This is a genomic window from Listeria sp. SHR_NRA_18, assembly GCF_003856515.1.
Lineage (GTDB): Bacteria > Bacillota > Bacilli > Lactobacillales > Listeriaceae > Listeria_A > Listeria_A newyorkensis.
In genome coordinates this window covers 18,924-39,898 of sequence record NZ_QPKR01000016.1, presented here as the reverse complement: position 1 = coordinate 39,898, position 20,975 = coordinate 18,924, and the positions used below count along the sequence as shown (strand labels likewise).

General features: G+C 46.7%; 18 protein-coding genes and 1 rRNA gene. 17 read left to right on the top strand and 2 right to left on the bottom strand.

Annotated elements, in window-relative coordinates:
* Positions 1-5 precede the first annotated feature (5 nt).
* The 14 genes from rrf to purD all read left to right on the top strand — a co-directional run bounded on the left by rrf (position 6) and on the right by purD (position 13,745).
* A 5S ribosomal RNA gene (rrf, locus tag DUK53_RS16360) occupies positions 6-121 on the top strand.
* 206 nt (positions 122-327) lie between these two features.
* Positions 328-849, top strand: a complete 522-nt coding sequence (locus tag DUK53_RS16355; protein WP_036090109.1) for a DUF2179 domain-containing protein — start codon at positions 328-330, stop codon at positions 847-849.
* 172 nt (positions 850-1,021) lie between these two features.
* Positions 1,022-1,510 (top strand): 5-(carboxyamino)imidazole ribonucleotide mutase, encoded by a 489-nt coding sequence (gene purE / locus DUK53_RS16350; protein ID WP_036061604.1) that lies wholly within the window; start codon positions 1,022-1,024, stop codon positions 1,508-1,510.
* Positions 1,503-2,627, top strand: coding sequence for a 5-(carboxyamino)imidazole ribonucleotide synthase (gene purK, locus DUK53_RS16345; RefSeq protein WP_036130602.1), 1,125 nt, complete (start codon positions 1,503-1,505; stop codon positions 2,625-2,627). Before purE ends, purK begins: the two co-directional genes overlap by 8 nt.
* A 19-nt stretch (positions 2,628-2,646) precedes the next feature.
* Positions 2,647-3,939, top strand: a complete 1,293-nt coding sequence (gene purB, locus DUK53_RS16340; RefSeq protein WP_036090065.1) for an adenylosuccinate lyase — start codon at positions 2,647-2,649, stop codon at positions 3,937-3,939.
* Positions 3,940-4,034: 95 nt separating this feature from the next.
* Positions 4,035-4,745, top strand: coding sequence for a phosphoribosylaminoimidazolesuccinocarboxamide synthase (purC, locus tag DUK53_RS16335; protein WP_124893107.1), 711 nt, complete (start codon positions 4,035-4,037; stop codon positions 4,743-4,745).
* Complete coding sequence (gene purS, locus DUK53_RS16330; protein ID WP_036066366.1) at positions 4,746-4,991, top strand: phosphoribosylformylglycinamidine synthase subunit PurS; 246 nt, start codon at positions 4,746-4,748, stop codon at positions 4,989-4,991.
* Between the two features lie 2 nt (positions 4,992-4,993).
* Positions 4,994-5,677 (top strand): phosphoribosylformylglycinamidine synthase subunit PurQ, encoded by a 684-nt coding sequence (gene purQ / locus DUK53_RS16325; protein ID WP_036090061.1) that lies wholly within the window; start codon positions 4,994-4,996, stop codon positions 5,675-5,677.
* The gene (gene purL, locus DUK53_RS16320; RefSeq protein ID WP_036090057.1) at positions 5,670-7,895 is read left to right on the top strand and encodes a phosphoribosylformylglycinamidine synthase subunit PurL; all 2,226 of its coding nucleotides are present in this window, start codon (positions 5,670-5,672) and stop codon (positions 7,893-7,895) included. Before purQ ends, purL begins: the two co-directional genes overlap by 8 nt.
* A complete protein-coding gene (gene purF, locus DUK53_RS16315; RefSeq protein WP_036090056.1) occupies positions 7,880-9,310 on the top strand; it encodes an amidophosphoribosyltransferase in 1,431 nt (476 codons plus the stop codon). The genes purL and purF overlap by 16 nt, the downstream gene beginning before the upstream one ends.
* Positions 9,311-9,326: 16 nt before the next feature.
* Positions 9,327-10,376, top strand: a complete 1,050-nt coding sequence (purM, locus tag DUK53_RS16310) for a phosphoribosylformylglycinamidine cyclo-ligase (RefSeq protein WP_036130608.1) — start codon at positions 9,327-9,329, stop codon at positions 10,374-10,376.
* A 1-nt stretch (position 10,377) separates the two neighbouring features.
* Complete coding sequence (gene purN / locus DUK53_RS16305) at positions 10,378-10,938, top strand: phosphoribosylglycinamide formyltransferase (protein WP_036130609.1); 561 nt, start codon at positions 10,378-10,380, stop codon at positions 10,936-10,938.
* Positions 10,935-12,464, top strand: coding sequence for a bifunctional phosphoribosylaminoimidazolecarboxamide formyltransferase/IMP cyclohydrolase (purH, locus tag DUK53_RS16300; protein ID WP_036130612.1), 1,530 nt, complete (start codon positions 10,935-10,937; stop codon positions 12,462-12,464). Before purN ends, purH begins: the two co-directional genes overlap by 4 nt.
* 18 nt (positions 12,465-12,482) lie before the next feature.
* Positions 12,483-13,745: a phosphoribosylamine--glycine ligase gene (gene purD / locus DUK53_RS16295; RefSeq protein ID WP_036090045.1), complete on the top strand. Its 1,263-nt coding sequence runs from the start codon at positions 12,483-12,485 to the stop codon at positions 13,743-13,745.
* Positions 13,746-13,804: 59 nt separating this feature from the next.
* Here purD and DUK53_RS17745 read toward each other — a convergent pair whose 3' ends face one another.
* Positions 13,805-15,652, bottom strand: coding sequence for a DUF2207 domain-containing protein (locus tag DUK53_RS17745; protein WP_036130614.1), 1,848 nt, complete (start codon positions 15,650-15,652; stop codon positions 13,805-13,807).
* 127 nt (positions 15,653-15,779) lie between these two features.
* Between DUK53_RS17745 and DUK53_RS16285 the strand changes: the two genes are divergently transcribed.
* The gene (locus tag DUK53_RS16285) at positions 15,780-16,073 is read left to right on the top strand and encodes a YerC/YecD family TrpR-related protein (RefSeq protein WP_036130617.1); all 294 of its coding nucleotides are present in this window, start codon (positions 15,780-15,782) and stop codon (positions 16,071-16,073) included.
* Positions 16,074-16,247: 174 nt separating this feature from the next.
* Here the strand turns inward: DUK53_RS16285 and DUK53_RS16280 are convergent, their stop codons facing one another.
* Positions 16,248-17,597: a sodium-dependent transporter gene (locus DUK53_RS16280; protein WP_036130619.1), complete on the bottom strand. Its 1,350-nt coding sequence runs from the start codon at positions 17,595-17,597 to the stop codon at positions 16,248-16,250.
* A gap of 440 nt (positions 17,598-18,037) precedes the next feature.
* Between DUK53_RS16280 and pcrB the strand changes: the two genes are divergently transcribed.
* On the top strand, positions 18,038-18,703 hold the full coding sequence (gene pcrB / locus DUK53_RS16275; RefSeq protein ID WP_036130621.1) for a heptaprenylglyceryl phosphate synthase: 666 nt from the start codon (positions 18,038-18,040) through the stop codon (positions 18,701-18,703).
* Between the two features lie 71 nt (positions 18,704-18,774).
* Complete coding sequence (gene pcrA, locus DUK53_RS16270) at positions 18,775-20,970, top strand: DNA helicase PcrA (RefSeq protein ID WP_036090033.1); 2,196 nt, start codon at positions 18,775-18,777, stop codon at positions 20,968-20,970.
* Positions 20,971-20,975 lie beyond the last annotated feature (5 nt).

The following is a 20,975-nucleotide window of genomic DNA, read 5'->3' as shown; positions in this document are numbered from 1 at the left end:
CATTGTCTGGTGGTTACGGCGAAGAGGTCACACCCGTTCCCATCCCGAACACGGAAGTTAAGCTTTTCAGCGCCGATGGTAGTAGGGGGCTTCCCCCTGTGAGAGTAGGTCGTCGCCGGGCAATGTATAAGAAGTACTCACTTTTTGTTGAGTGCTTTTTTATTTGTCTCTAATAATTATTTTTTAATGATGAGAAGATTTAATTGAGATTTAGTATTGATACTTATGTGATTTTAAGATAGGATTAGGTTTGAGATATTGTAATTAGTGAAAAATATAAGTAAGAGCTGTGCATAAGGGGGAATTAATGTGGGAGATGCTGTTGGAATGGTGCTCACAATTTTTATTATTAATATTTTGTATGTGTCGTTGAATACGGTGAGGTTGTTGATGACGATGAAAGGGTATCGTTATCGTGCGGCTATCGTGAGTGTATTCGAGATTGTGGTCTATATTGTTGCTCTTGGAATGGTTATGAGTAACTTGAATGATATTGCTAACATTGCGGCGTATGCGCTTGGTTTTGGTGTTGGTATTGTTGTGGGCATGAAGATTGAGGAGCGGCTTGCTTTGGGGTATATTACGGTTAATGTGATTACGAAGGACTATAACTTGGATTTGGCTAATCAGATTAGGAACGCTGGTTATGGGGTTACTAGCTGGATCGCTAGTGGGCGTGATGGAGAACGGATGATGTTGGAAATCTTGACGCCTCGTAAAAATGAGAATAAGTTGTATCAGCGCATTATTGCGATTGATGATAAGGCTTTTATTGTATCGTCGGAACCTAAGCAGATTTATGGTGGCTTTTGGGTTAAGCAGGTTCGTGGTGGGGTTAAGAAAAAGTGACTTTCTATGGAGAGTTTCTTTTTTTTGTTAAAAACAGGACTAAACACGAACATTAAAATATACTTTCTTTTTATTGTTCGATTTTATGGTTGACTTTGCTGACAGGTATTGTTAGAATGAAGAGGTCAAATAGTGTTGGATAAAATAAGAATGTTGAGGAGTTGAACATTGAATGTGTGCACAAGTTGGTGTCATTATGGGAAGTACTTCTGATTGGGAGACGATGAGGAAGGCATGTGAGGTATTGGAAGAACTAGAAATAGCTTATGAGAAGAAGGTTGTTTCTGCACACCGCACACCGGATTTGATGTTTACATATGCGGAAAATGCGAGAAGTCGCGGGATTAAGGTTATTATTGCTGGGGCTGGAGGGGCCGCTCATTTGCCAGGTATGGTTGCTGCGAAGACGACTTTACCTGTTATTGGTGTTCCTATGAAGTCAAAAGCGTTAAATGGACTGGATTCTTTATTATCGATTGTGCAGATGCCTGGAGGGGTTCCAGTCGCTACTGTCGCAATAGGTGAGGCGGGTGCGGTAAATGCTGGATTGCTCGCTGCGCAAATTTTATCGGTCGAAAATGAGGTAATTGCTAGCCGTTTGGAAAATAGACGTGATACACTAGAGGAAAATGTTCTAGAAAGTAGTGATTCTCTTGAGTAAAACGTATTTATTACCAAACAGCACGATTGGAATTATCGGAGGTGGGCAGTTAGGCAGAATGATGGCTTTGGCTTCGAAGGCGATGGGATTCCGAGTAATTGTACTTGATCCGACTGTGGATGCTCCGTGTGGGCAAGTGGCGGATGAGCAGATTGTTGCGAATTATACGGATCTTGCGGCTTTGAAAGAATTGGCTGAAAAAAGTGATGTTGTGACATATGAATTTGAAAATGTGGATAATGACGCGATTCGTTCGATTGAGGACATTGTTCGTGTTCCGCAGGGTTCGGAGTTATTGTCGATTACGCAGGATCGTATTTTAGAAAAAGCGTATTTGGAGTCGATTAATATTAATTTGGCGCCTTATGCGGTGATTGTGGATAAGGATGATATTGTTCAGCATATTAGTAGTTTGGGCTATCCGGCGGTGCTTAAAACGACGCAGGGTGGTTATGATGGTAAAGGGCAGTATGTGATTCAGAGTGAGGATGACATTGATAAGGCGCTTGGATTATTGCGTTTTGGGACGTGTGTGCTGGAGGCTTGGATTCCGTATGAGCGTGAGGTTTCTGTGATTGTGGCGCGTAATGCGGCTGGGCAGGTGGAGACTTTTCCTGTAGCTGAGAATGATCATAAGAATAATATATTGCATACGACAATTGTGCCGGCGACGCTTGACGCGGAGTCAGTTCATGAGGCGGAGGCTATTGCGGTCAAACTGGCGGAGTATCTTCATTTGGAAGGTGTTTTGGCGGTGGAGATGTTTGTGACGAGTTCTGGAGCGATTTACGTGAATGAGTTGGCGCCTAGACCGCATAACTCGGGACATTTTTCGATTGAGGCTTGTAATATTTCGCAGTTTACGCAGCATATTCGAGCGATTGCTGGTTTGCCGCTGCTTGAGGTGGAGTTGTTGCGCCCGGCGATGATGGTGAATATTTTGGGGCAACATGTGGATGGTGTGAATGATCTATTGGATGCGCATCCGGAATGGTTTGTTCATTATTATGGGAAACAAGAGGCGAAGATTGATCGCAAAATGGGGCATATAACGGTGCTCAGTGACAATCCGCTTGTGGAGATAGAGAAATTACGTGCAATGAAAATTTGGAGTTAATTGGGGGATTTGAGGAACGATGATTGAACGTTATACGAGAGAAGAAATGGGTAATATTTGGACGGAGCAAAATCGTTTTCAGGCGTGGTTGGAAGTTGAGATTCTAGCTTGTGAGGCATGGGCGGAGCTTGGTGAGATTCCGAAAGAGGATGTAGCGAAGATTCGTGAAAATGCGACGTTTGATGTGGCGCGGATTCAGGAGATTGAGCTTGAGACGCGTCATGATGTGGTGGCGTTTACGAGAAGTGTGTCGGAATCGCTTGGTGATGAGCGTAAGTGGGTGCATTATGGTTTGACGTCGACGGATGTTGTGGATACGGCTAATTCGTATATTTTGAAACAGGCGAATGAGATTTTGCGTGCGGATTTGGAACGCTTTATCGAGATTTTGGCGAACAAGGCGAAGGAGTATAAGGATACGGTTTGTATGGGGCGTACGCATGGTGTGCACGCGGAACCGACGACGTTTGGCTTGAAATTGGCGCTTTGGCATGAGGAAATGAAACGGAATTTGGAGCGGTTTAATCGTGCTGCGGATGGCGTGGAATTCGGGAAGATTTCTGGGGCTGTTGGGACGTATGCGAACATTGATCCTTTTGTGGAGGAGTATGTTTGTGAGAAGCTGGGTACGACGCCGGCTCCGATTTCGACGCAGACGTTGCAACGGGATCGTCATGCGGATTATATGGCGACGCTTGCTTTGATTGCGACTTCTGTGGAAAAATTTGCTGTGGAGGTTCGCGCGCTTCAAAAGAGTGAGGTTCGTGAAGTGGAAGAGTTTTTTGCGAAGGGGCAAAAGGGGTCTTCTGCGATGCCGCATAAGCGTAATCCAATTGGTTCGGAGAATGTGACGGGCTTAGCACGTGTGATTCGTGGGCATATGGTGACGGCGTATGAGAACGTGCCGCTGTGGCATGAGCGTGATATTTCGCATTCTTCTGCGGAACGGATTATTTTACCGGATGCGACGATTTTGCTTGATTATATTTTGAATCGTTTTGGTAATATCGTGAAGAATTTGACGGTGTTCCCGGAGAACATGAAGCGGAATATGGATCGGACGCTTGGTCTGATTTATTCGCAGCGTGTGTTGTTGACGTTGATTGATAAGGGGATGGCTCGTGAGGAAGCGTATGATACGGTGCAACCTAAAGCGATGGAAGCTTGGGAAACGCAAGTACCGTTTAAGACGCTGGTTGAGGCGGAACCTAAGATTACGGATTTACTTTCTCAGGATGAGATTGATGGCTGTTTTGATTATAATTATCATTTGAAACAAGTGGATATGATTTTTAAACGTTTGGGACTTTAAGGATGGCATCATGAAAAACTATGGAGGGTTATGGTGTCTTCATGGTTTTTCATGCTTGATTCGGGTCAAAATTCTGATTTTAAAGGAGACTTTTCATAGTGGCGAATTTATTGTATGAGGGTAAGGCGAAACGGTTGTTTAGTACGGATCAGGATGGCGTGTTGCGCGTGGCGTATAAGGATGATGCAACGGCGCTGAACGGGGAGCGTAAGGAGAGTTTTGCGAGCAAGGGTCGTTTGAACAATGAGATTACGTCGCGGATTTTTACATATTTGCGTGATGCGGGGATAAAGAGTCATTTTGTGGAGCAGTTGTCGGATACGGAGCAGTTGGTGCGCTCGGTTGCGATTATTCCGCTGGAGGTTGTCGTGCGAAATGTGATTGCGGGCAGTCTTGCAAAACGTCTTGGTGTGCCTGAGGGAACGCCGACAAAACAGCCGATTGTGGAGTTTTATTATAAGGATGATGCGCTTAATGATCCGTTTATTAATGACGCGCATGTGCTTTATTTGGAGGCGGCGACGGAGGATGAGATTGTGATTTTGAAGCAGGCGGCGCTTGATGTGAATGTGGCGTTATGTGAATTATTTGCAAAAATGAATATTACGCTGATTGATTTCAAATTGGAATTTGGGCGTGATGAGAATGGGGAAATTTTGCTTGCGGATGAGATTTCGCCGGATACGTGCCGATTATGGGATCGGGATACGAATGCCAAGCTGGATAAGGATGTCTTTCGTCGGAATATTGGGAATTTAACTGCGGTTTATGAGGAAGTTTTGAAAAGATTAAAGGAGGTTGTTTGAATGTATAATGTGAAGGTGTTTGTGACGTTGAAGAAAAGTGTGTTGGATCCTCAGGGGACTGCTGTGATGGGGTCGCTGAAGAGTTTGAATTATGGCGAGGTTGAGGATGTACGGATTGGGAAATACATGGAGCTTCAAGTGGCAAAATCGGATCGTGACATTCATGCGGTCTTGGATGAAATGTGTGATAAGTTGCTGACAAACCCAGTGATGGAAGATTATCGTTATGAAATCGAGGAGGCATAAGCATGAAATTTGCGGTCATTCAATTTCCAGGTTCGAATTGTGATTTAGATATGTTGCATGCGATAGAAGATGCGCTCGGTGAAGAGGCGGAATATGTGTGGCATGCCGAAACGAGTTTAGGCGGTTTTGATGCGGTGCTTCTTCCAGGTGGATTCTCGTATGGGGATTACTTGCGGACGGGTGCGATTGCAAAATTTGCGAACATTATGCCGGAAGTGGTGCGGTTTGCGGAGACTGGTAAGCCGGTGCTTGGTGTTTGTAATGGTTTTCAGATTTTGGCGGAGAGTGGGCTTCTTCCTGGGGCTTTGATTCGAAATAATAATCTTCATTTTGTTTGTAAAACGGTGAGTTTGCGTGTGGAGAATGCGGAGACGATGTTTACGTCGGAATACGCGGCTGGGGAAGAGATTCGGATTCCTGTGGCGCATGGTGAGGGGAATTATTATTGTGATGATGCGACGCTTGCGGAATTGCGGGCGAATGGACAAATTGTGTTCACGTATGCGTCGGAAAACCCTAATGGAAGTATTGCGAATATTGCTGGGATTACGAATAAGGCTGGGAATGTACTAGGTATGATGCCACATCCGGAGCGTGCTGTGGAGGACGTTGTTGGCGGAACGGCTGGACTTGGCGTTTTTAAATCGATGTTGAAGGCTTGGAAGGAGGAACAAGTACATGCTTAATGTGAATCAGGAACCGTCAGCGGCGCAAATTGAGGAACAGAAAATTTATGAGACGATGGGGCTCAGTGAGAGTGAGTATGGTCTTGTTTGTGATATTTTGAAGAGAAAACCGAATTATACGGAGACGGGTTTGTTTTCGGTAATGTGGTCGGAACATTGTAGTTATAAAAATTCCAAACCGGTGTTGCGCAAGTTCCCGACGGAGGGTCCGCAAGTGTTGCAAGGTCCTGGTGAGGGTGCTGGGATTGTGGATATTGGTGATGGACTTGGCGTTGCTTTTAAAGTGGAGAGTCATAATCATCCGTCTTACGTGGAGCCGTATCAAGGCGCTGCGACTGGTGTTGGTGGGATTATTCGCGATGTGTTCTCGATGGGCGCGCGTCCGATTGCGATGTTGAATTCGCTTCGTTTTGGCGAGATTGATAACCCGCATACGAAATATTTGGTGAATGAGGTCGTGGCTGGGATTGCTGGTTACGGGAATTCAATTGGGATTCCGACGGTTGGCGGCGAGGTGCAGTTTGATCCGTGTTATGCGAAGAATCCGCTGGTTAACGCGATGTGTGTTGGCTTGATTGCAAAAGAGGATATTCAAAAAGGCCAGGCGGTCGGTGTCGGTAATCCGGTGATGTACGTTGGCGCGAAAACTGGGCGCGACGGGATTCATGGGGCTACTTTTGCCTCGGTGGAATTCAGTGAAGAGGGCGAGCAGCAGCGTTCGGCGGTTCAGGTTGGCGATCCGTTTATGGAGAAATTGTTGTTGGAGGCGTGCTTGGACTTGATTCGTGATCATTCGGATATCTTGATTGGGATTCAGGATATGGGAGCGGCAGGCTTGGTGAGCTCGAGTTCGGAGATGGCATCGAAGGCTGGATCGGGCTTGGAGCTCATTATGGACGATGTGCCGCAACGGGAAACGCATATGTCGGCGTATGAAATGTTGCTTTCGGAGTCGCAGGAACGGATGCTTTTATGTGTAAAAAAAGGACATGAGGCGGAAATTAAGGCGTTGTTTGAGCGTTATGGCTTAGAGGCTGTGACGATTGGAACGGTGACGGATGATAAGATGTATAAAATTGTACATCACGGGGAAGTCGTGGCGAATGTGCCGGTTGATGCGCTTGCTGAGGATGCGCCGGTGTATCATAAGCCTTCATCGGAACCGCAGCGTTATCGTGATTTCCAAGCAGAGGAGGCTTTTGCGCCGGTTGTGACGGACGTTGTGGCAACTTGGAAAGCGTTACTTGGACAGCCAACGATTGCGAGTAAGCGTCATATTTATGAGCAGTTTGATTACCAAGTTCGGACGAATACGGCGGTTGCGCCTGGTTCGGATGCGGCGGTACTACGGGTTCGTGGCACGAATAAGGCGATTGCGATGACGACGGATTGTAATTCACGTTACTTGTATTTGGATCCTGAAAAAGGTGGCCAGATTGCAGTTGCGGAAGCGGCACGGAATATTGTTTGTTCGGGCGCGAAACCGCTGGCGATTACGGATGGTCTTAATTTTGGGAATCCGGAGAAACCAGAGATTTTCTGGGAGATTGAGAAGGCGGCGGACGGGATTAGTGCGGCTTGTCTAGAGCTTGATACGCCAGTCATTTCAGGGAATGTTTCGATGTATAATGAGACGGATGGGGAAGGAATTTATCCGACGCCGGTGATTGGAATGGTTGGTTTAGTCGAGGATGTGGCGCATATTACGACGCAAGGTTTTAAAGCGGCCGGTGATGTGGTTTATTTGATTGGTGAAACGAAACCGGAATTTAGCGGTTCTGAATTGCAAAAATTGGAGCAAGGCAAAATTAGTGGACGCGCGCCTGAGCTTGATTTGCAGGTAGAGAAGCGTTACCAACAGTTCTTGTTGACGGCGATTCGTGAAGGTCTTGTTGCTTCGGCGCATGATTTGGCGGAAGGCGGCTTGGCGATAGCGCTTGCTGAGGCAGGTTTTGCGAACGATTTGGGCGCGGCGATTAAGGTACCTTTTGCGGAGGAATGGCTGTTTAGTGAATCGCAATCGCGTTTCTTGGTATCGGTGAAAGCGGATGATGCTGCGAAATTCGAGCAGTTGTTTGAAACGGAAAAAGTGGTGCGTTTAGGCGAGGTCACAGAGGTGCCGCAATTGGTGGTGCAAACGGAAAAATCAGCAATTACAGCCGAACTTAGTGAGTTAAAACAAGTTTGGGAAGGGGCTATTCCATGTCTACTGAAATAAGAGGATTGAACGAGGAATGTGGTATTTTCGGGATTTGGAATCATCCGAGTGCGGCGCAGATTACGTATTATGGTTTGCATAGTTTGCAGCATCGTGGGCAAGAGGGCGCTGGGATTGTGTCGACGGATGGTGTGACGCTAAAAGGGCATCGTAACTTAGGCCTGCTTGCGGATGTGTTTAAGCACGGGGAACTGGATGAACTTGTTGGGAAGTCGGCGATTGGGCATGTGCGTTATGCGACGGCTGGTGGCAAGAGTTTGAGCAATGTGCAACCGTTTTTGTTCCACTTTCAAAATTCGAGTCTGGCGCTGGCGCATAATGGGAATTTGATTAATGCGCAGACGCTTCGCCATGAGTTGGAAGAGGAAGGCGCGATTTTCCAGACGAGTTCGGATACGGAGGTTTTGGCGCATTTGTTGAAGCGTAGCCAAACGGGATCGTTCGTGGAGGATTTGAAGGTGGCGCTGAACAAGGTGCAGGGCGGTTTTGCGTACATGCTTTTGACGGAGAATGAGTTGATTGCAGCGCTTGATCCGAATGGTTTTAGGCCGCTTTCGATTGGAAAAATTGGTGATTCGTATGTGATTGCTTCGGAGACGTGTGCGTTTGATACGGTTGGCGCGAAGTTTGTGCGTGACGTGGAGCCGGGTGAGCTGATTATTATTGATGATGATGGCTTGCATATTGAGAAGTTTACGGAAAACGTGAAGCATTCGATTTGTAGTATGGAGTATATTTACTTTGCGCGTCCTGACTCGAATATTGCGGGAATTAATGTCCATTCGGCGCGAAAACGGATGGGGAAACGGTTGGCGCAGGAGGCTTTTGTTGAAGCGGATGTGGTGACGGGGGTTCCTGATTCGAGTATTTCGGCGGCGATTGGTTATGCGGAGGAAACGGGCATTCCGTATGAGCTGGGCTTGATTAAGAATCGTTATGTGGCGCGGACGTTTATTGCGCCTTCGCAGGAATTGCGGGAACAGGGCGTGAAAATGAAATTGTCGGCGGTACGTGGTGTCGTTGAGGGCAAACGGGTGGTCATGATTGATGATTCGATTGTTCGCGGGACGACGAGTCGCCGGATTGTGCAACTTTTGCGTGATGCTGGCGCGGCCGAGGTCCATGTTCGAATTGCGTCCCCTCCGCTTGCTTTTCCGTGTTTTTATGGGATTGATATTCAGACGCGGGGTGAGTTGATTGCGGCGAATTATTCGGTGGATGAGATTTGCCGGATTATCGGTGCGGATTCGCTAACGTATTTGTCGGAGGATGGACTCGTGGAAGCGGTTGGTAAGCCGTATCCGGATGAGCCTTATGGCGGACTTTGTATGGCGTATTTTAACGGGGATTACCCGACGGAATTATTTGATTATGAAAAAGAATATTTGGCGAGTTTAGAAGCCGAGTCACGTTGAGAGGGGAATTTTGCAAATGGCAGAGAATGCGTATAGTAAGGCTGGCGTTGATGTAGAGGCGGGTTATGAGGTTGTGGAGCGGATTCAAAAGCATGTGGCTCGCACGAAGCGTAACGGTGTGATGGGCGCGATTGGTTCGTTTGGCGGGATGTTTGATCTTAGCGGGCTTGGCTTGCATGAACCTGTGCTTGTTTCGGGGACGGATGGCGTTGGTACGAAGTTGCTGCTTGCGATTGAGGCGGATAAGCATGATACAATCGGCGTGGACTGTGTCGCGATGTGTGTGAATGATATCTTGGCGCAGGGCGCGGAACCGCTGTTCTTCTTGGATTATATTGCGACGGGGAAAACGATTCCGGGCAAGATGGAGCAGATTGTCAAGGGTGTTGCGGATGGCTGCGAGCTGGCTGGGTGCGCGCTTGTTGGCGGTGAGACGGCGGAGATGCCGGACATGTATGGTGCGGATGATTATGACTTGGCTGGCTTTACGGTTGGTGCGGTCGAGAAGGCGGACGTGATTACGGGCGAGCGGGTTGCGGCCGGCGATGTCTTGATTGGTCTTCCTTCGAGTGGCATTCATAGTAATGGATACTCGTTGGTACGCAAAATTTTCTTTAAGGAGCATGACTTTGCGCTGGATGCGGTTTTGTCGGAGCTTGGGGGCAAGACGCTTGCGGATGAGTTGCTGACGCCGACGCGGATTTATGTGAAGCCTGTTTTGGAAGTGATTAAAAATGTAACGGTGCACGGGATTTCGCACGTGACGGGTGGCGGTTTTATCGAGAATTTGCCACGGGTATTGCCGGAGGATTTGGCGGTGTCGATTACGCGTGATGCTTGGCCTGTTTTGCCGATTTTTGATGTGCTGCAAAGCTATGGTAAGATTGATGCGGACGAGATGTATGGCATTTTTAATATGGGAATTGGCATGGTGCTTGTCGTTGCGGCGGAAGATGCGGAACAGACGCTTGCCATTTTAGCAGAGCAAGGTGAAAAAGCGTATACGATCGGAAAAGTGACGCCGAAAGAAGATGGCGCGCAAGTCGTGTTTACAGGAGGCAACTAAGATGAAAATAGCGATTTTTGCGTCGGGATCGGGTAGTAATTTTCAGGCGCTTGTGGACGATGCGGCGATTAAGGAATCGGTGGCGTTGCTTGTTTGTGATAAACCAGGCGCGTTTGTGTTGGAACGGGCAGAGGCAGCTGGAATTCCAGTGTTTGTCTTTGCTCCGAAGGCTTTCGCGGATAAAGCGGCTTTTGAGCGGGAAATCGTGGCTAAATTGCAGGAATCAGGGGTAGAATTTCTCGTTTTGGCGGGATATATGCGTTTGATTGGACCAACGTTACTGGAAGCGTATGAAAACAAGATTGTTAATTTGCATCCGTCGTTACTCCCGGCTTTTCCTGGCAAAGATGCGATTGGTCAGGCAGTCACGGCGGGCGTGGCCGAAACGGGTGTCACGGCGCATTTTGTCGATGCAGGAATGGACACGGGACCGATTATCGCGCAGCAGTCGGTTGCCATTTTGCCAGAGGATACGATCGATTCGCTCACGACGAGAATACATAAAGTAGAGCATGCATTTTATCCAGAAGTTGTCAAAAAAATAATAGGGGGACAATCATGAAAAGAGCGTTAATTAGTGTGTCAGATAAAACGGGTGTCGTGGAGTTCGCGAAATCGCTTGTGGAGCTTGGGTTTGAGGTTATTTCAACGGGTGGAACGAAGAAGGCGCTCGAGGATAGCGCGGTTCCAGTGATTGGGATTGAGGAAGTGACTGATTTTCCGGAGATGTTGGATGGTCGTGTGAAGACGCTGCATCCGGCGATTCATGGTGGGTTGCTTGCTCGTCGTGATGATGCGGCGCACATGGCGGCAATTGAAGCGCATGATATTGCTAAAATTGATCTCGTTTGTGTGAACCTTTATCCGTTCCAAGAAACGATTGCGAAACCTGGCGTGAAGCTTGGTGAGGCGATTGAAAATATCGATATCGGCGGTCCTTCGATGTTGCGCTCAGCTGCGAAAAATTATGCGGCGGTGACGGTCGTTGTTGATAGCGCGGATTATGCGCCTGTTTTAGCGGAATTGGGCGATCATGGCGCGGTCACTTTTGAAACGAATCAGCGTTTAGCGGCGAAGGTTTTCCGACATACGGCGGCTTACGATGCCTTGATTGCGGGCTATTTAACGGAGATTGTTGGCGAGGAATTCCCTGAAAAATTAACATTGACGTATAACAAAAAACAAGATCTGCGTTACGGTGAGAATCCACATCAGCAGGCGGCTTTTTATACAGAACCGCTTGGCACGCAAAATTCGATTAGTGAGGCGAAACAACTGCACGGTAAGGAGTTATCGTATAATAATATTCGTGATACGGACGCGGCGCTTCGGATTGCGTCTGAATTTACAGAACCTGTCGCGGTCGCTGTGAAACATATGAATCCGTGTGGTGTCGGTGTTGGTGCTACGCCAGAAGAAGCGTATTTGAAAGCCTATGAAGCAGATGAGACTTCGATTTTTGGTGGCATTGTGGCGATTAATCGGGAGGTCGATGCAGCGACGGCAAAACATATGAGTCAGATTTTCCTAGAGATTATTATTGCGCCTAGTTTTTCGGAGGAAGCGTTCGCGATTTTATCCGAGAAGAAGAATATTCGCTTGTTGACGGTTCCTTTTGCGGGACCAGTGAATGCGGTTGAAAAAACGTCGGTGATTGGCTGTCTATTGTTGCAAGATGGCGATGCGGTGGCAGAAGATGTGGCGACATATGAAGTCGTGACGGATGCGCAACCATCAGAAAGTGAGTGGAAAGCGCTCGTCGCCCAGTGGAAAATTGTGAAGCACGTGAAGTCGAACGCGATTGTTGTCGGGAATGCTGCACAAACATTAGGGATTGGTGCAGGACAGATGAATCGGATTGGTTCGGCACTAATTGCCTTGAATCAAGCAGGAGACAAGGCGGAGGGCGCGGTTCTGGCTTCAGATGCCTTTTTCCCGATGGACGATACGGTGGAGGCTGCGGCTAAGGCTGGCATCAAAGCGATTATCCAACCAGGTGGTTCGATCAAGGATAAAGATTCGATTGCGATGGCGAATAAGTATGGTATTGCAATGGTTCTCACTCATGTCCGCCATTTCAAACATTAAAGGAGCGTGGTTAGTGCGATGAAAATTTTAGTTGTCGGAAGCGGTGGTCGTGAGCATGCGATCAGTAAGAAATTGCTGGAGAGTAACGACGTGGAAACGGTATTTTGCGCGCCTGGAAATGATGGAATGCTAGGCGATGGTATCAAAACATATGCTATTTCGGAGACAGATGCGGCGGCTTTGATTGCCTTTGCGAAGGAGAAGATGATCGATTGGGTCATTGTCGGTCCAGAAGTGCCGCTACTAAACGGTTTGGTCGATGATTTTGAACAAGCGGGAATAAAAGCATTCGGACCGTCGAAAAAGGCGGCTTTGATTGAGGGAAGTAAAGATTTTGCAAAACAGTTCATGAAAAAATATGCGATTCCTACGGCTGATTCGGAGTCGTTTACGGATTATGAGAAAGCCTATCTTTACTTGCAGGAAAAAGGCGTGCCGATTGTGATTAAAGCGGATGGTTTGGCGGCTGGAAAAGGTGTCGTGGTCGCTTTTGATATGGAAGAGGCCGTACTTGCTTTGAAGGATATGATGTTGGATAGTAAGTTTGGAGAAGCGTCGGCGAAAGTGGTGATTGAGGACTTTTTAGCAGGCGAGGAATTCTCGTTGATGGCTTTCGTACGCGGTGAAAAAGTGTATCCAATGGCGATAGCGCAAGATCATAAACGGGCATACGAGGGCGATAAAGGGCCAAACACGGGTGGAATGGGCGCGTATTCGCCTGTACCACACATATCGCAGACCGTGGTTGATGAAGCGATTCAGAAAATTTTATTTCCAGCGGCAAAAGGGATGGTTGCAGAGGACCGTTCGTTTTCTGGCATTTTGTACGCAGGCTTGATTGTGACCGAAGATGGCCCAAAAGTGATTGAATTTAACGCGCGATTCGGAGATCCAGAGACGCAGGTGGTGTTGCCGCGATTGAAATCAGATTTTGCGAAGGTGATTGATGCGTTGTTGCATGACCGAGAGCCGTTGTTGGAATGGGAAACAGAAGGCGTCACACTTGGCGTTGTTTTGGCGAGTGCGGGGTATCCCGAGGACTACGCGAAAGGCAATGTGATTACTGGACTTGATGACATAGAGGCTGAGGTTTTCCATGCGGGAACGAAGCGCGCAGAAGATGGCGATGTTTTCGTATCCAATGGTGGCCGCGTGTTGCTCGTATCGGCGACGGCGGAATCGATGACAGAGGCCCAAACGCAGCTGTATAAAGAAATGAAAAAGCTTGATAACCCAGATTTCTTTTATCGGATGGATATTGGAACGAAGGCTGTGAAATAAGAAAAACGTGCAGTATACCTCAAAATTTTTTGAGATGTACCGCACGTTTTTTGATTGGGTTAAAAGGCACCGCCGCCTGAACCGCCGCCGCCGCCACCGCTGGAGCCGCCGCTGAATCCACCGCCGCCACCGCTGCCAGATGATGCGCTGCTTGCTAAGGCGCCGCTGAACGAGCTTTCGAAGGAACTCTGGAAGCTTTCGGCAAAGGCTGTGTCCATGTTTGCGTGATTCGCACTGCCAAGCATGGCGCCACCATAATAGTAGTAAAGCAAACCGGAATGCTGCTGCACTTGTTCTGGTGAGAAGTGAATCGATGCTGCTTTTAGGACTTCTTTCGTCAGACCGAGTGAAATGGAGTAGGAGAGGTAATGATCCCAAATCGCGATAGATCCAACGTCTGCGATATCCATATTTCCAACGTCTTTAATATAGCGCTTAAAAGCATGCCATTTCGCAAATTCTTCCGTACCTTCTTGGTTTTTTACAGGAAACTGAGTAATCCAGAAAACAATCAGAATCACGAAAGCGAGAATGCTAACAATACAAGCAAATAGGGAGAAAATACTCGCAAAAATGCTAAAAATAATAATCCCGATACCGATCAAAATACTAGCCGTCAGAGCAGCAACCAACAGTTTTGTTGCTTTAGAGCTGGCTTCTTTGTCAAAGTAATCGTATTTTTTCGCTTCGGTACCCACGCTGTTTTTCCAATTTGTAAAAGCGGTTCGGAAAGTCGTCGTATTCTTCTTCGCGTAGGCGTTGATTTCTTTTAGTGTGACTTTTTCGCCATCGCCAATTTTATCGATGAGCCATGTGATAAGTCGGGTTTCATGTGATAACAGCTCGATTGGAGAGGGAACTGGCAATTTTGTGATTGTATAGGTTGCCTTTTTCTTGTTGCCGGATGGGTGTGGAAGTTCTTCAATCGTGAGCTGTCTTTTGCGGACTAAATCCATGATGGTTGCAACGATATCATTGGCTCCGGTCTGCGCGAAAATGAGTTTATTCATAACGGCAGGCGACATATCGAGCGGGATATCATGGAAATACTTATCTTTAAAAAGGGCAACTTTGGATTTCGTATATTTGATATATGTGATACTAATCGTAATGAGAACGAGGAATAAAATAAGCAAACTGCCACCATAAAAAACGGTTTTTGCGAGCGTTCGCTTAAAATTGGCTTGATCGGCGAGTTTGGCTTCTTGTGCTTGAATGGCCGCTTTTTTATCGACGGCTTGGATATTTTGATTGAACGGTACGATATTCTTCGGAAAAATAACGTGCGCTTCAACAAATTGCCCAGCTTTGACGTTATCAGCGGTTAGTTTCACGGTTTTATTATCTTGCAGCAAAACCGTTCCGTCCAGCGGTCCATGTGCCCAGGCTTGAAGTTCGCCATTTTGCGTTGCTTTTGGAAGCATAATAGTGATAGCGACATGATCTAGCGTTTCTTGCCAATTCTTGCCGACCAGTTTGCGATTGAATTCAGCGGTGTCATTGTAGTTGATAATCGCGTTTTTTAGTGTATACGTGTAGGTGAAATCTTTTTTTGCCGTATCGGTTGGGGAGTAAACGCGAATTTTCAACGTATCGCCAACATAATTCGCTTTAAACGTACCGGTTTGTTCGGAGTTACTGCTAACAAATGGTTGACCGTCGACAGCTACTTGCAGGTCTGTAATCTGCGGAAGCCCGGATGTATCGATATCCATCGTGGCCCCATTAAATGCGCCATCGAAATCATAGCGAACATTTTCGGTAATCCGTGCCGTACCGTTTTGTTGAATCTGGACATAGTTTTCATATTTTGGTATGGTAAAAGAACGATCCGCCGAGACTGGGAGATGAAATGTTACCATAATTACGAATAAGAGTGAGAAAAATAAGATAATTTTTGCTTTCATGTTGAGACCTCCCTTTTATAGGAATAGTATAGCATGTTCGTCCGTTTTTTTGAACCTTCTTGTTGTGTTATTCACACTAGTACGTTAAAATGGTAAAGAAGAGTCTGAGTAAAATGGAGGTATACGCATGCAAATAGAAAAACTGCGTGGTGAAGGTCTAGATACGTTTTTTAAAGGGATCTTAGCGCTGGAAAATTTAGAAGAATGTTATGCTTTCTTTGATGATGTATGCACAGTAAACGAAATTCAATCGATGTCGCAACGGTTCCAAGTGGCTAGAATGTTACACGATGGCAAGACATATAATGTTATTGAAGCAGAAACCGGCGCCAGCACAGCAACGATTTCGCGCGTCAAACGTTCTCTAAACTACGGAAATGATATGTACGAGGTAGTATTTGACAGAATGAAAGATAAATAAGTTGAAAAATGATGTTTTAACATAAACTATTTCTGTTCCTCCAAACCTCAGCCGGGCGACAAATGCTTAGATTCTAGGCAAAGGCGAGCATCGGAGCGTACGATTTGTACGAGAGCACCGATAGGATATAGATATGAGTCAAAAAAGCGCTCCGTTGTTGGAACGCTTTTTGTTTTAGGAAGGTATGATGCCGGTCGCGTACAGGAATACCAGTATAATCGCGAGTGGTGCTACGTATTTTAGCAATAATAGCCAGACAAAGAATAGTTTTTTACCAAATCGGCTGCTTGCTGTAAATTCGTCCCATAATAGTTGGCGGGGTAAGCGGAAGCCGACGAAAATTGCTGTGAATAGGGCGCCTAGTGGTAGAATGATGTTGGATGCTAAATAATCGGAGGCCGCGAATATCGTCAAGCCAAAAATGGTGACGTGGCTCCAAATGCCAAAGCTTAGCGCTGCTGGAATAGTGAGCAAGAAGATAATGCCGCCCATGATCCAAGTCCCTAATTTTCGTCCTCCTAGTCGCTTCATAAACGGCGCTGTTGCTGTTTCAAGTAAGGAAAAGCTTGATGATAGCGCTGCGAAAAAGAACAGAATCAAGAAAACGATGAAGAAAAAGGTCCCAAACGGTAGTTGGTTAAAGATGGAGGGGAGTATCACGAACAGGATACCAGGCCCCATATTCGGCACCACGCCAAACGAAAATACCGCGGGAAAAATCGCGAGACAGACGAAAAGCGATATGATAACACTTAAAATAGCAACAACTGCCGAAGAACCGGGAATGCTCGTTTTGCGATTCAGGTAAGAACCGTAAGTCACCATGAGCGAAATTCCGACACTCAGCGAGAAGAAAGCCTGACCTAATATAACAATGATGGTCTTGCTATCAATTTTTGAGAAGTCGGGGCTTAGGAAGTAGTGAAGGCCAGATAGTGCGTTTGGCAGCGTTAAGGACCGAATAATTAGAATAATAAAAAGAATGAATAACGCGGGAAGAATAATTTTACTTACGCGCTCGATGCCGGCACGAATGCCTTGTGTTACAACGAGTACATTTAATAGAAGGAAAATACCCGTTCCTGCGATAGCGATGGCTGTATTGGCTGTTACTAAATCGAATTGAAGAGCCAGTTGCGCTTGATTCCCATGACTGACGGAGCCGCTAATTGCTTTGACAATGTAACCAAGTATCCAACCGCCAACTACAGCGTAAAAAGCAAGCACTAAGATGGAACCGAAAACGCCCATTTTTCCGAGCCAGCTCCAGTACGTACCGGGGGCAAGGACTTTATAGGAATGGATAGCATCGCTTTGTGAGCTGCGACCCACGATAAATTCCCCAATCAAAATAGGTAGAACTACTAAAAAAGTAAGTGTTGTAAACAAAAGAAAGAATGCGCCACCGCCAGCATTGGAAGCGATATAAGGTAATTTCCAAATAGCGCCGATTCCGATGGCGGAACCAGCAGAAGCTAAAACAAATCCCCATTTCGAACTCCATTGTTCTCTATTTCTATTCATCGCCGACTTCCTCTCATATCAAAAAAGACTGAAACATAACTCGAAATAAGGAGCAAACGCCTACCCTGTTTTGACGGGGAGGATGAAAACATTAGAACAGCATTGCCAATTTATCTGAGCTATGGACCAGACTCTTATCGTTATAGAATCTCATTTTATAGATTTATCATAGCACAGAATTTTTCTGATTGCATCCCTCTTTTTGGGAAAAGTTAAAGATTTTCATAAAAGCGTCTAGGAAGTGGTGCGGGAGTTACTCAAAAATGGTATACTTATAGGTGGCGCGTGACGCGACAAACGCTCATCTTCGTCGTTAAAACCTGTGCTCCGATACTCTCGTACGGTCGTACGCTCCGTTTCGGTGCTCGGCTTTGCCTAGAATCTGAACATTTGTCGCGCCACGCTAGTTCGTAGGGATTTTATGGGTGGAGTTGGTTCATGTGAGGCATTTATTTAAGTTGGATCCTGCGAAGTGTTTGCCGGATGGGGCTGTGGATCGGTTGGTTCGGTCTGGTACGGATGGTTTTATTATCGGGGGATCGGATGGATTGCAGTTGGATGCGGTACAGGGATTGTTTCAGGATTTTGCGAGTCGGGGGTTGCCGGTTTTTATGGAGGTTAGTGATGAGGCGATGATCGTGCCTGGTGCTAGCCACTATTTGATTCCGATGGTGCTGAATACGACGGACGTGAAGTGGCTGCTCGGTGCGCATCATGGGATTGTCAAGCAGTATGGTGACTTTATTCCGTGGCCGCATGTTTTGGTGGAAGGGTATTGTATTTTAAATCCGGATGCAAAAGCGGCGCAACTGGCGAAGGCGAATACGGAATTGACGGAAAGTGATGTCGCGGCGTATGCGAGTATCGCGGAAAATATGCTACGATTGCCGGTTTTTTATGTCGAGTATAGTGGTGTTTTTGGGGATAGTCGGATGCTTCAAGCGGCGCGGGATGAGCTTGTGAACACGAAACTTTGGTACGGCGGTGGCATCAGAACGGTCGCCCAGGCGCGTGAAATGAGTGCAATCGCGGATGTGATTATTGTTGGTAATATTTTGTATGAAGATTTTGAGCAGGCGTTGGAAACGGTGAGTGCGGTTCGATAATATCACTTGCTTTCGGTTGCTTAAAAAGTTAAAATAAGAACAAATGTTTGTATTGGCGGTGTGAGGATAAAATGCAATTAAATGCGGAAGATTTAGTAAAAGGATTGAATCCACAACAGAAGAAGGCGGTCCAAGCTACAGAGGGACCTCTTTTGATCATGGCTGGGGCAGGAAGTGGGAAGACGCGTGTTTTGACGCATCGTATCGCTTACTTGATGAAAGAGCGTGGCGTGAATCCCTATAATATTTTGGCGATTACGTTTACGAATAAGGCGGCGCGTGAGATGAAAGCGCGTGTTGGTAATTTGCTTGGGCCAGAAGCGGAATCGATTTGGATTTCGACGTTTCACTCGATGTGCGTGCGGATTTTGCGCCGAGATATTGAGCGGATTGGATTTAACCGCAATTTTACGATTTTGGATGGCGGGGACCAGCTTTCGGTTATTAAGGGCATTTTAAAAGATAAGAACGTGGATGCGAAGAAGTTTGAACCGCGTGGGATTTTGGCGGCGATCAGTAATGCGAAGAACGAGCTGATGAACGCGGAGGAGTACAAGAAGGAAGCATTTGGCTTTTTTGATCAGATGGTTGCGGATGTGTACGTGGAATATGAGAAGAAGTTGAAAAAGAACCAGTCGCTTGATTTTGATGATTTGATCATGGTGACGATTCAGTTGTTTGAGCGAGTGCCGGACGTGTTGGAGTTTTATCAGCGGAAATTTCAGTATATTCATGTGGATGAGTATCAAGATACGAACCATGCGCAATATATTTTAGTGAAATTGTTGGCGGCGCGATTCCGTAATCTTTGTGTGGTTGGGGATTCGGATCAGTCGATTTATGGCTGGCGTGGTGCGGATATTACGAACATCATGTCGTTTGAGAAGGATTATCCGAATGCGCAGACGATCCTGTTGGAGGAGAATTACCGGTCGACAAAGCGGATTTTGGAAGCTGCGAACCGCGTGATTGAGAACAATAGTAATCGGAAGCCGAAGAACTTGTGGACGAATAACGATGAAGGTAAGAAAATTTTCTATCACAAGGCGTTAACGGAGAAGGAAGAAGCTTCGTACGTGGTCGGGAAAATTCAAGAGGTTGTCAAGGAGACGAATCGTCCGCTATCGGATTTCGCGATTCTTTACCGGACGAATGCGCAGTCGCGTGTGATGGAGGAATTCTTCATGAAGTCGAATATGGCGTACCAGATGGTTGGCGGCACGAAGTTCTATGATCGTAAGGAGATCAAGGATGTGTTGGCTTACTTGCGCCTGATTTCGAACAACGATGATGACATTAGTTTAGCGCGGATTATTAATGTACCAAAACGTGGTGTCGGAGCGGGTTCGATGGATAAAGTCGCGAATACTGCGGCGGCGTATGATTTGACGGTTTTTGAAGTGCTGGATCGGATCGAGATGGTCGGGTTATCGGCGAAGATTTCGAAACAATTGGTGGAATTCCATGATTTGATTAAAGGCTTCACGCAAATGCAGGATTATTTGTCGGTGACGGAGCTGGTGGAGCAGGTTCTTGAGAAATCGGGATATCGCGCGATGCTTGAAAACGAGCGGACGATTGAGGCGCAGACGCGTTTGGAGAATATTGATGAGTTCTTGTCGGTAACGCAAAACTTTGAAAAGGAAAGCGATGATAAGACGCTGATTAGCTTTTTGACGGATTTGGCGCTTGTTGCGGATGTGGATAAGTTGGATGAAGAGGACAAGTCTCGTGGCGCGGTGACGCTCATGACGCTACACTCGGCGAAAGGTTTGGAGTTCCCGGTTGTCTTTTTAGTGGGACTTGAGGAAGGGATTTTCCCGCATAGCCGAGCGCTTTTTGAGGAAGATGAGATGGAAGAGGAACGCAGGCTGGCGTATGTTGGTATCACGCGCGCGGAAGAGGAACTGTATATGACGAGTGCCTATTCGCGGATGTTATACGGACGTTCGACAGCGAACAAGGAATCGCGTTTTATTGATGAAATTCCCAATGATTTGATTGAAATGGCGCATGAGAATAGTTTGACGGAAGTGCCGTTTGCCAAGTCATCTATGCATAGCAAATCGGTGGTTGGTTATAGTTCGTCTGGCGCGGAGAAAGAGGCGTGGACGGTTGGCGACAAGGCGAGTCATAAGAAATGGGGCGTCGGAACGGTTGTCAGCGTGAAAGGAACGGGAAGTAACATGGAGCTTGATATTGCTTTCCCGAGTCCAACTGGAGTAAAACGATTGCTGGCGGAATTTGCGCCTGTTGAAAAAGTATAAGTAGG

Coding starts and splice junctions, on each gene's coding strand:
- purS (WP_036066366.1), top strand. CDS start 4,746: ATGTATAATGTGAAGGTGTTTGTGACGTTGAAGAAAAGTGTGTTGGAT.
- purN (WP_036130609.1), top strand. CDS start 10,378: ATGAAAATAGCGATTTTTGCGTCGGGATCGGGTAGTAATTTTCAGGCG.
- DUK53_RS16285 (WP_036130617.1), top strand. CDS start 15,780: ATGCAAATAGAAAAACTGCGTGGTGAAGGTCTAGATACGTTTTTTAAA.
- purE (WP_036061604.1), top strand. CDS start 1,022: ATGTGTGCACAAGTTGGTGTCATTATGGGAAGTACTTCTGATTGGGAG.
- purM (WP_036130608.1), top strand. CDS start 9,327: ATGGCAGAGAATGCGTATAGTAAGGCTGGCGTTGATGTAGAGGCGGGT.
- purQ (WP_036090061.1), top strand. CDS start 4,994: ATGAAATTTGCGGTCATTCAATTTCCAGGTTCGAATTGTGATTTAGAT.
- purF (WP_036090056.1), top strand. CDS start 7,880: ATGTCTACTGAAATAAGAGGATTGAACGAGGAATGTGGTATTTTCGGG.
- DUK53_RS16355 (WP_036090109.1), top strand. CDS start 328: ATGGTGCTCACAATTTTTATTATTAATATTTTGTATGTGTCGTTGAAT.
- purB (WP_036090065.1), top strand. CDS start 2,647: ATGATTGAACGTTATACGAGAGAAGAAATGGGTAATATTTGGACGGAG.
- purH (WP_036130612.1), top strand. CDS start 10,935: ATGAAAAGAGCGTTAATTAGTGTGTCAGATAAAACGGGTGTCGTGGAG.
- pcrA (WP_036090033.1), top strand. CDS start 18,775: ATGCAATTAAATGCGGAAGATTTAGTAAAAGGATTGAATCCACAACAG.
- purD (WP_036090045.1), top strand. CDS start 12,483: ATGAAAATTTTAGTTGTCGGAAGCGGTGGTCGTGAGCATGCGATCAGT.
- DUK53_RS16280 (WP_036130619.1), bottom strand. CDS start 17,597: ATGAATAGAAATAGAGAACAATGGAGTTCGAAATGGGGATTTGTTTTA.
- DUK53_RS17745 (WP_036130614.1), bottom strand. CDS start 15,652: ATGAAAGCAAAAATTATCTTATTTTTCTCACTCTTATTCGTAATTATG.
- purL (WP_036090057.1), top strand. CDS start 5,670: ATGCTTAATGTGAATCAGGAACCGTCAGCGGCGCAAATTGAGGAACAG.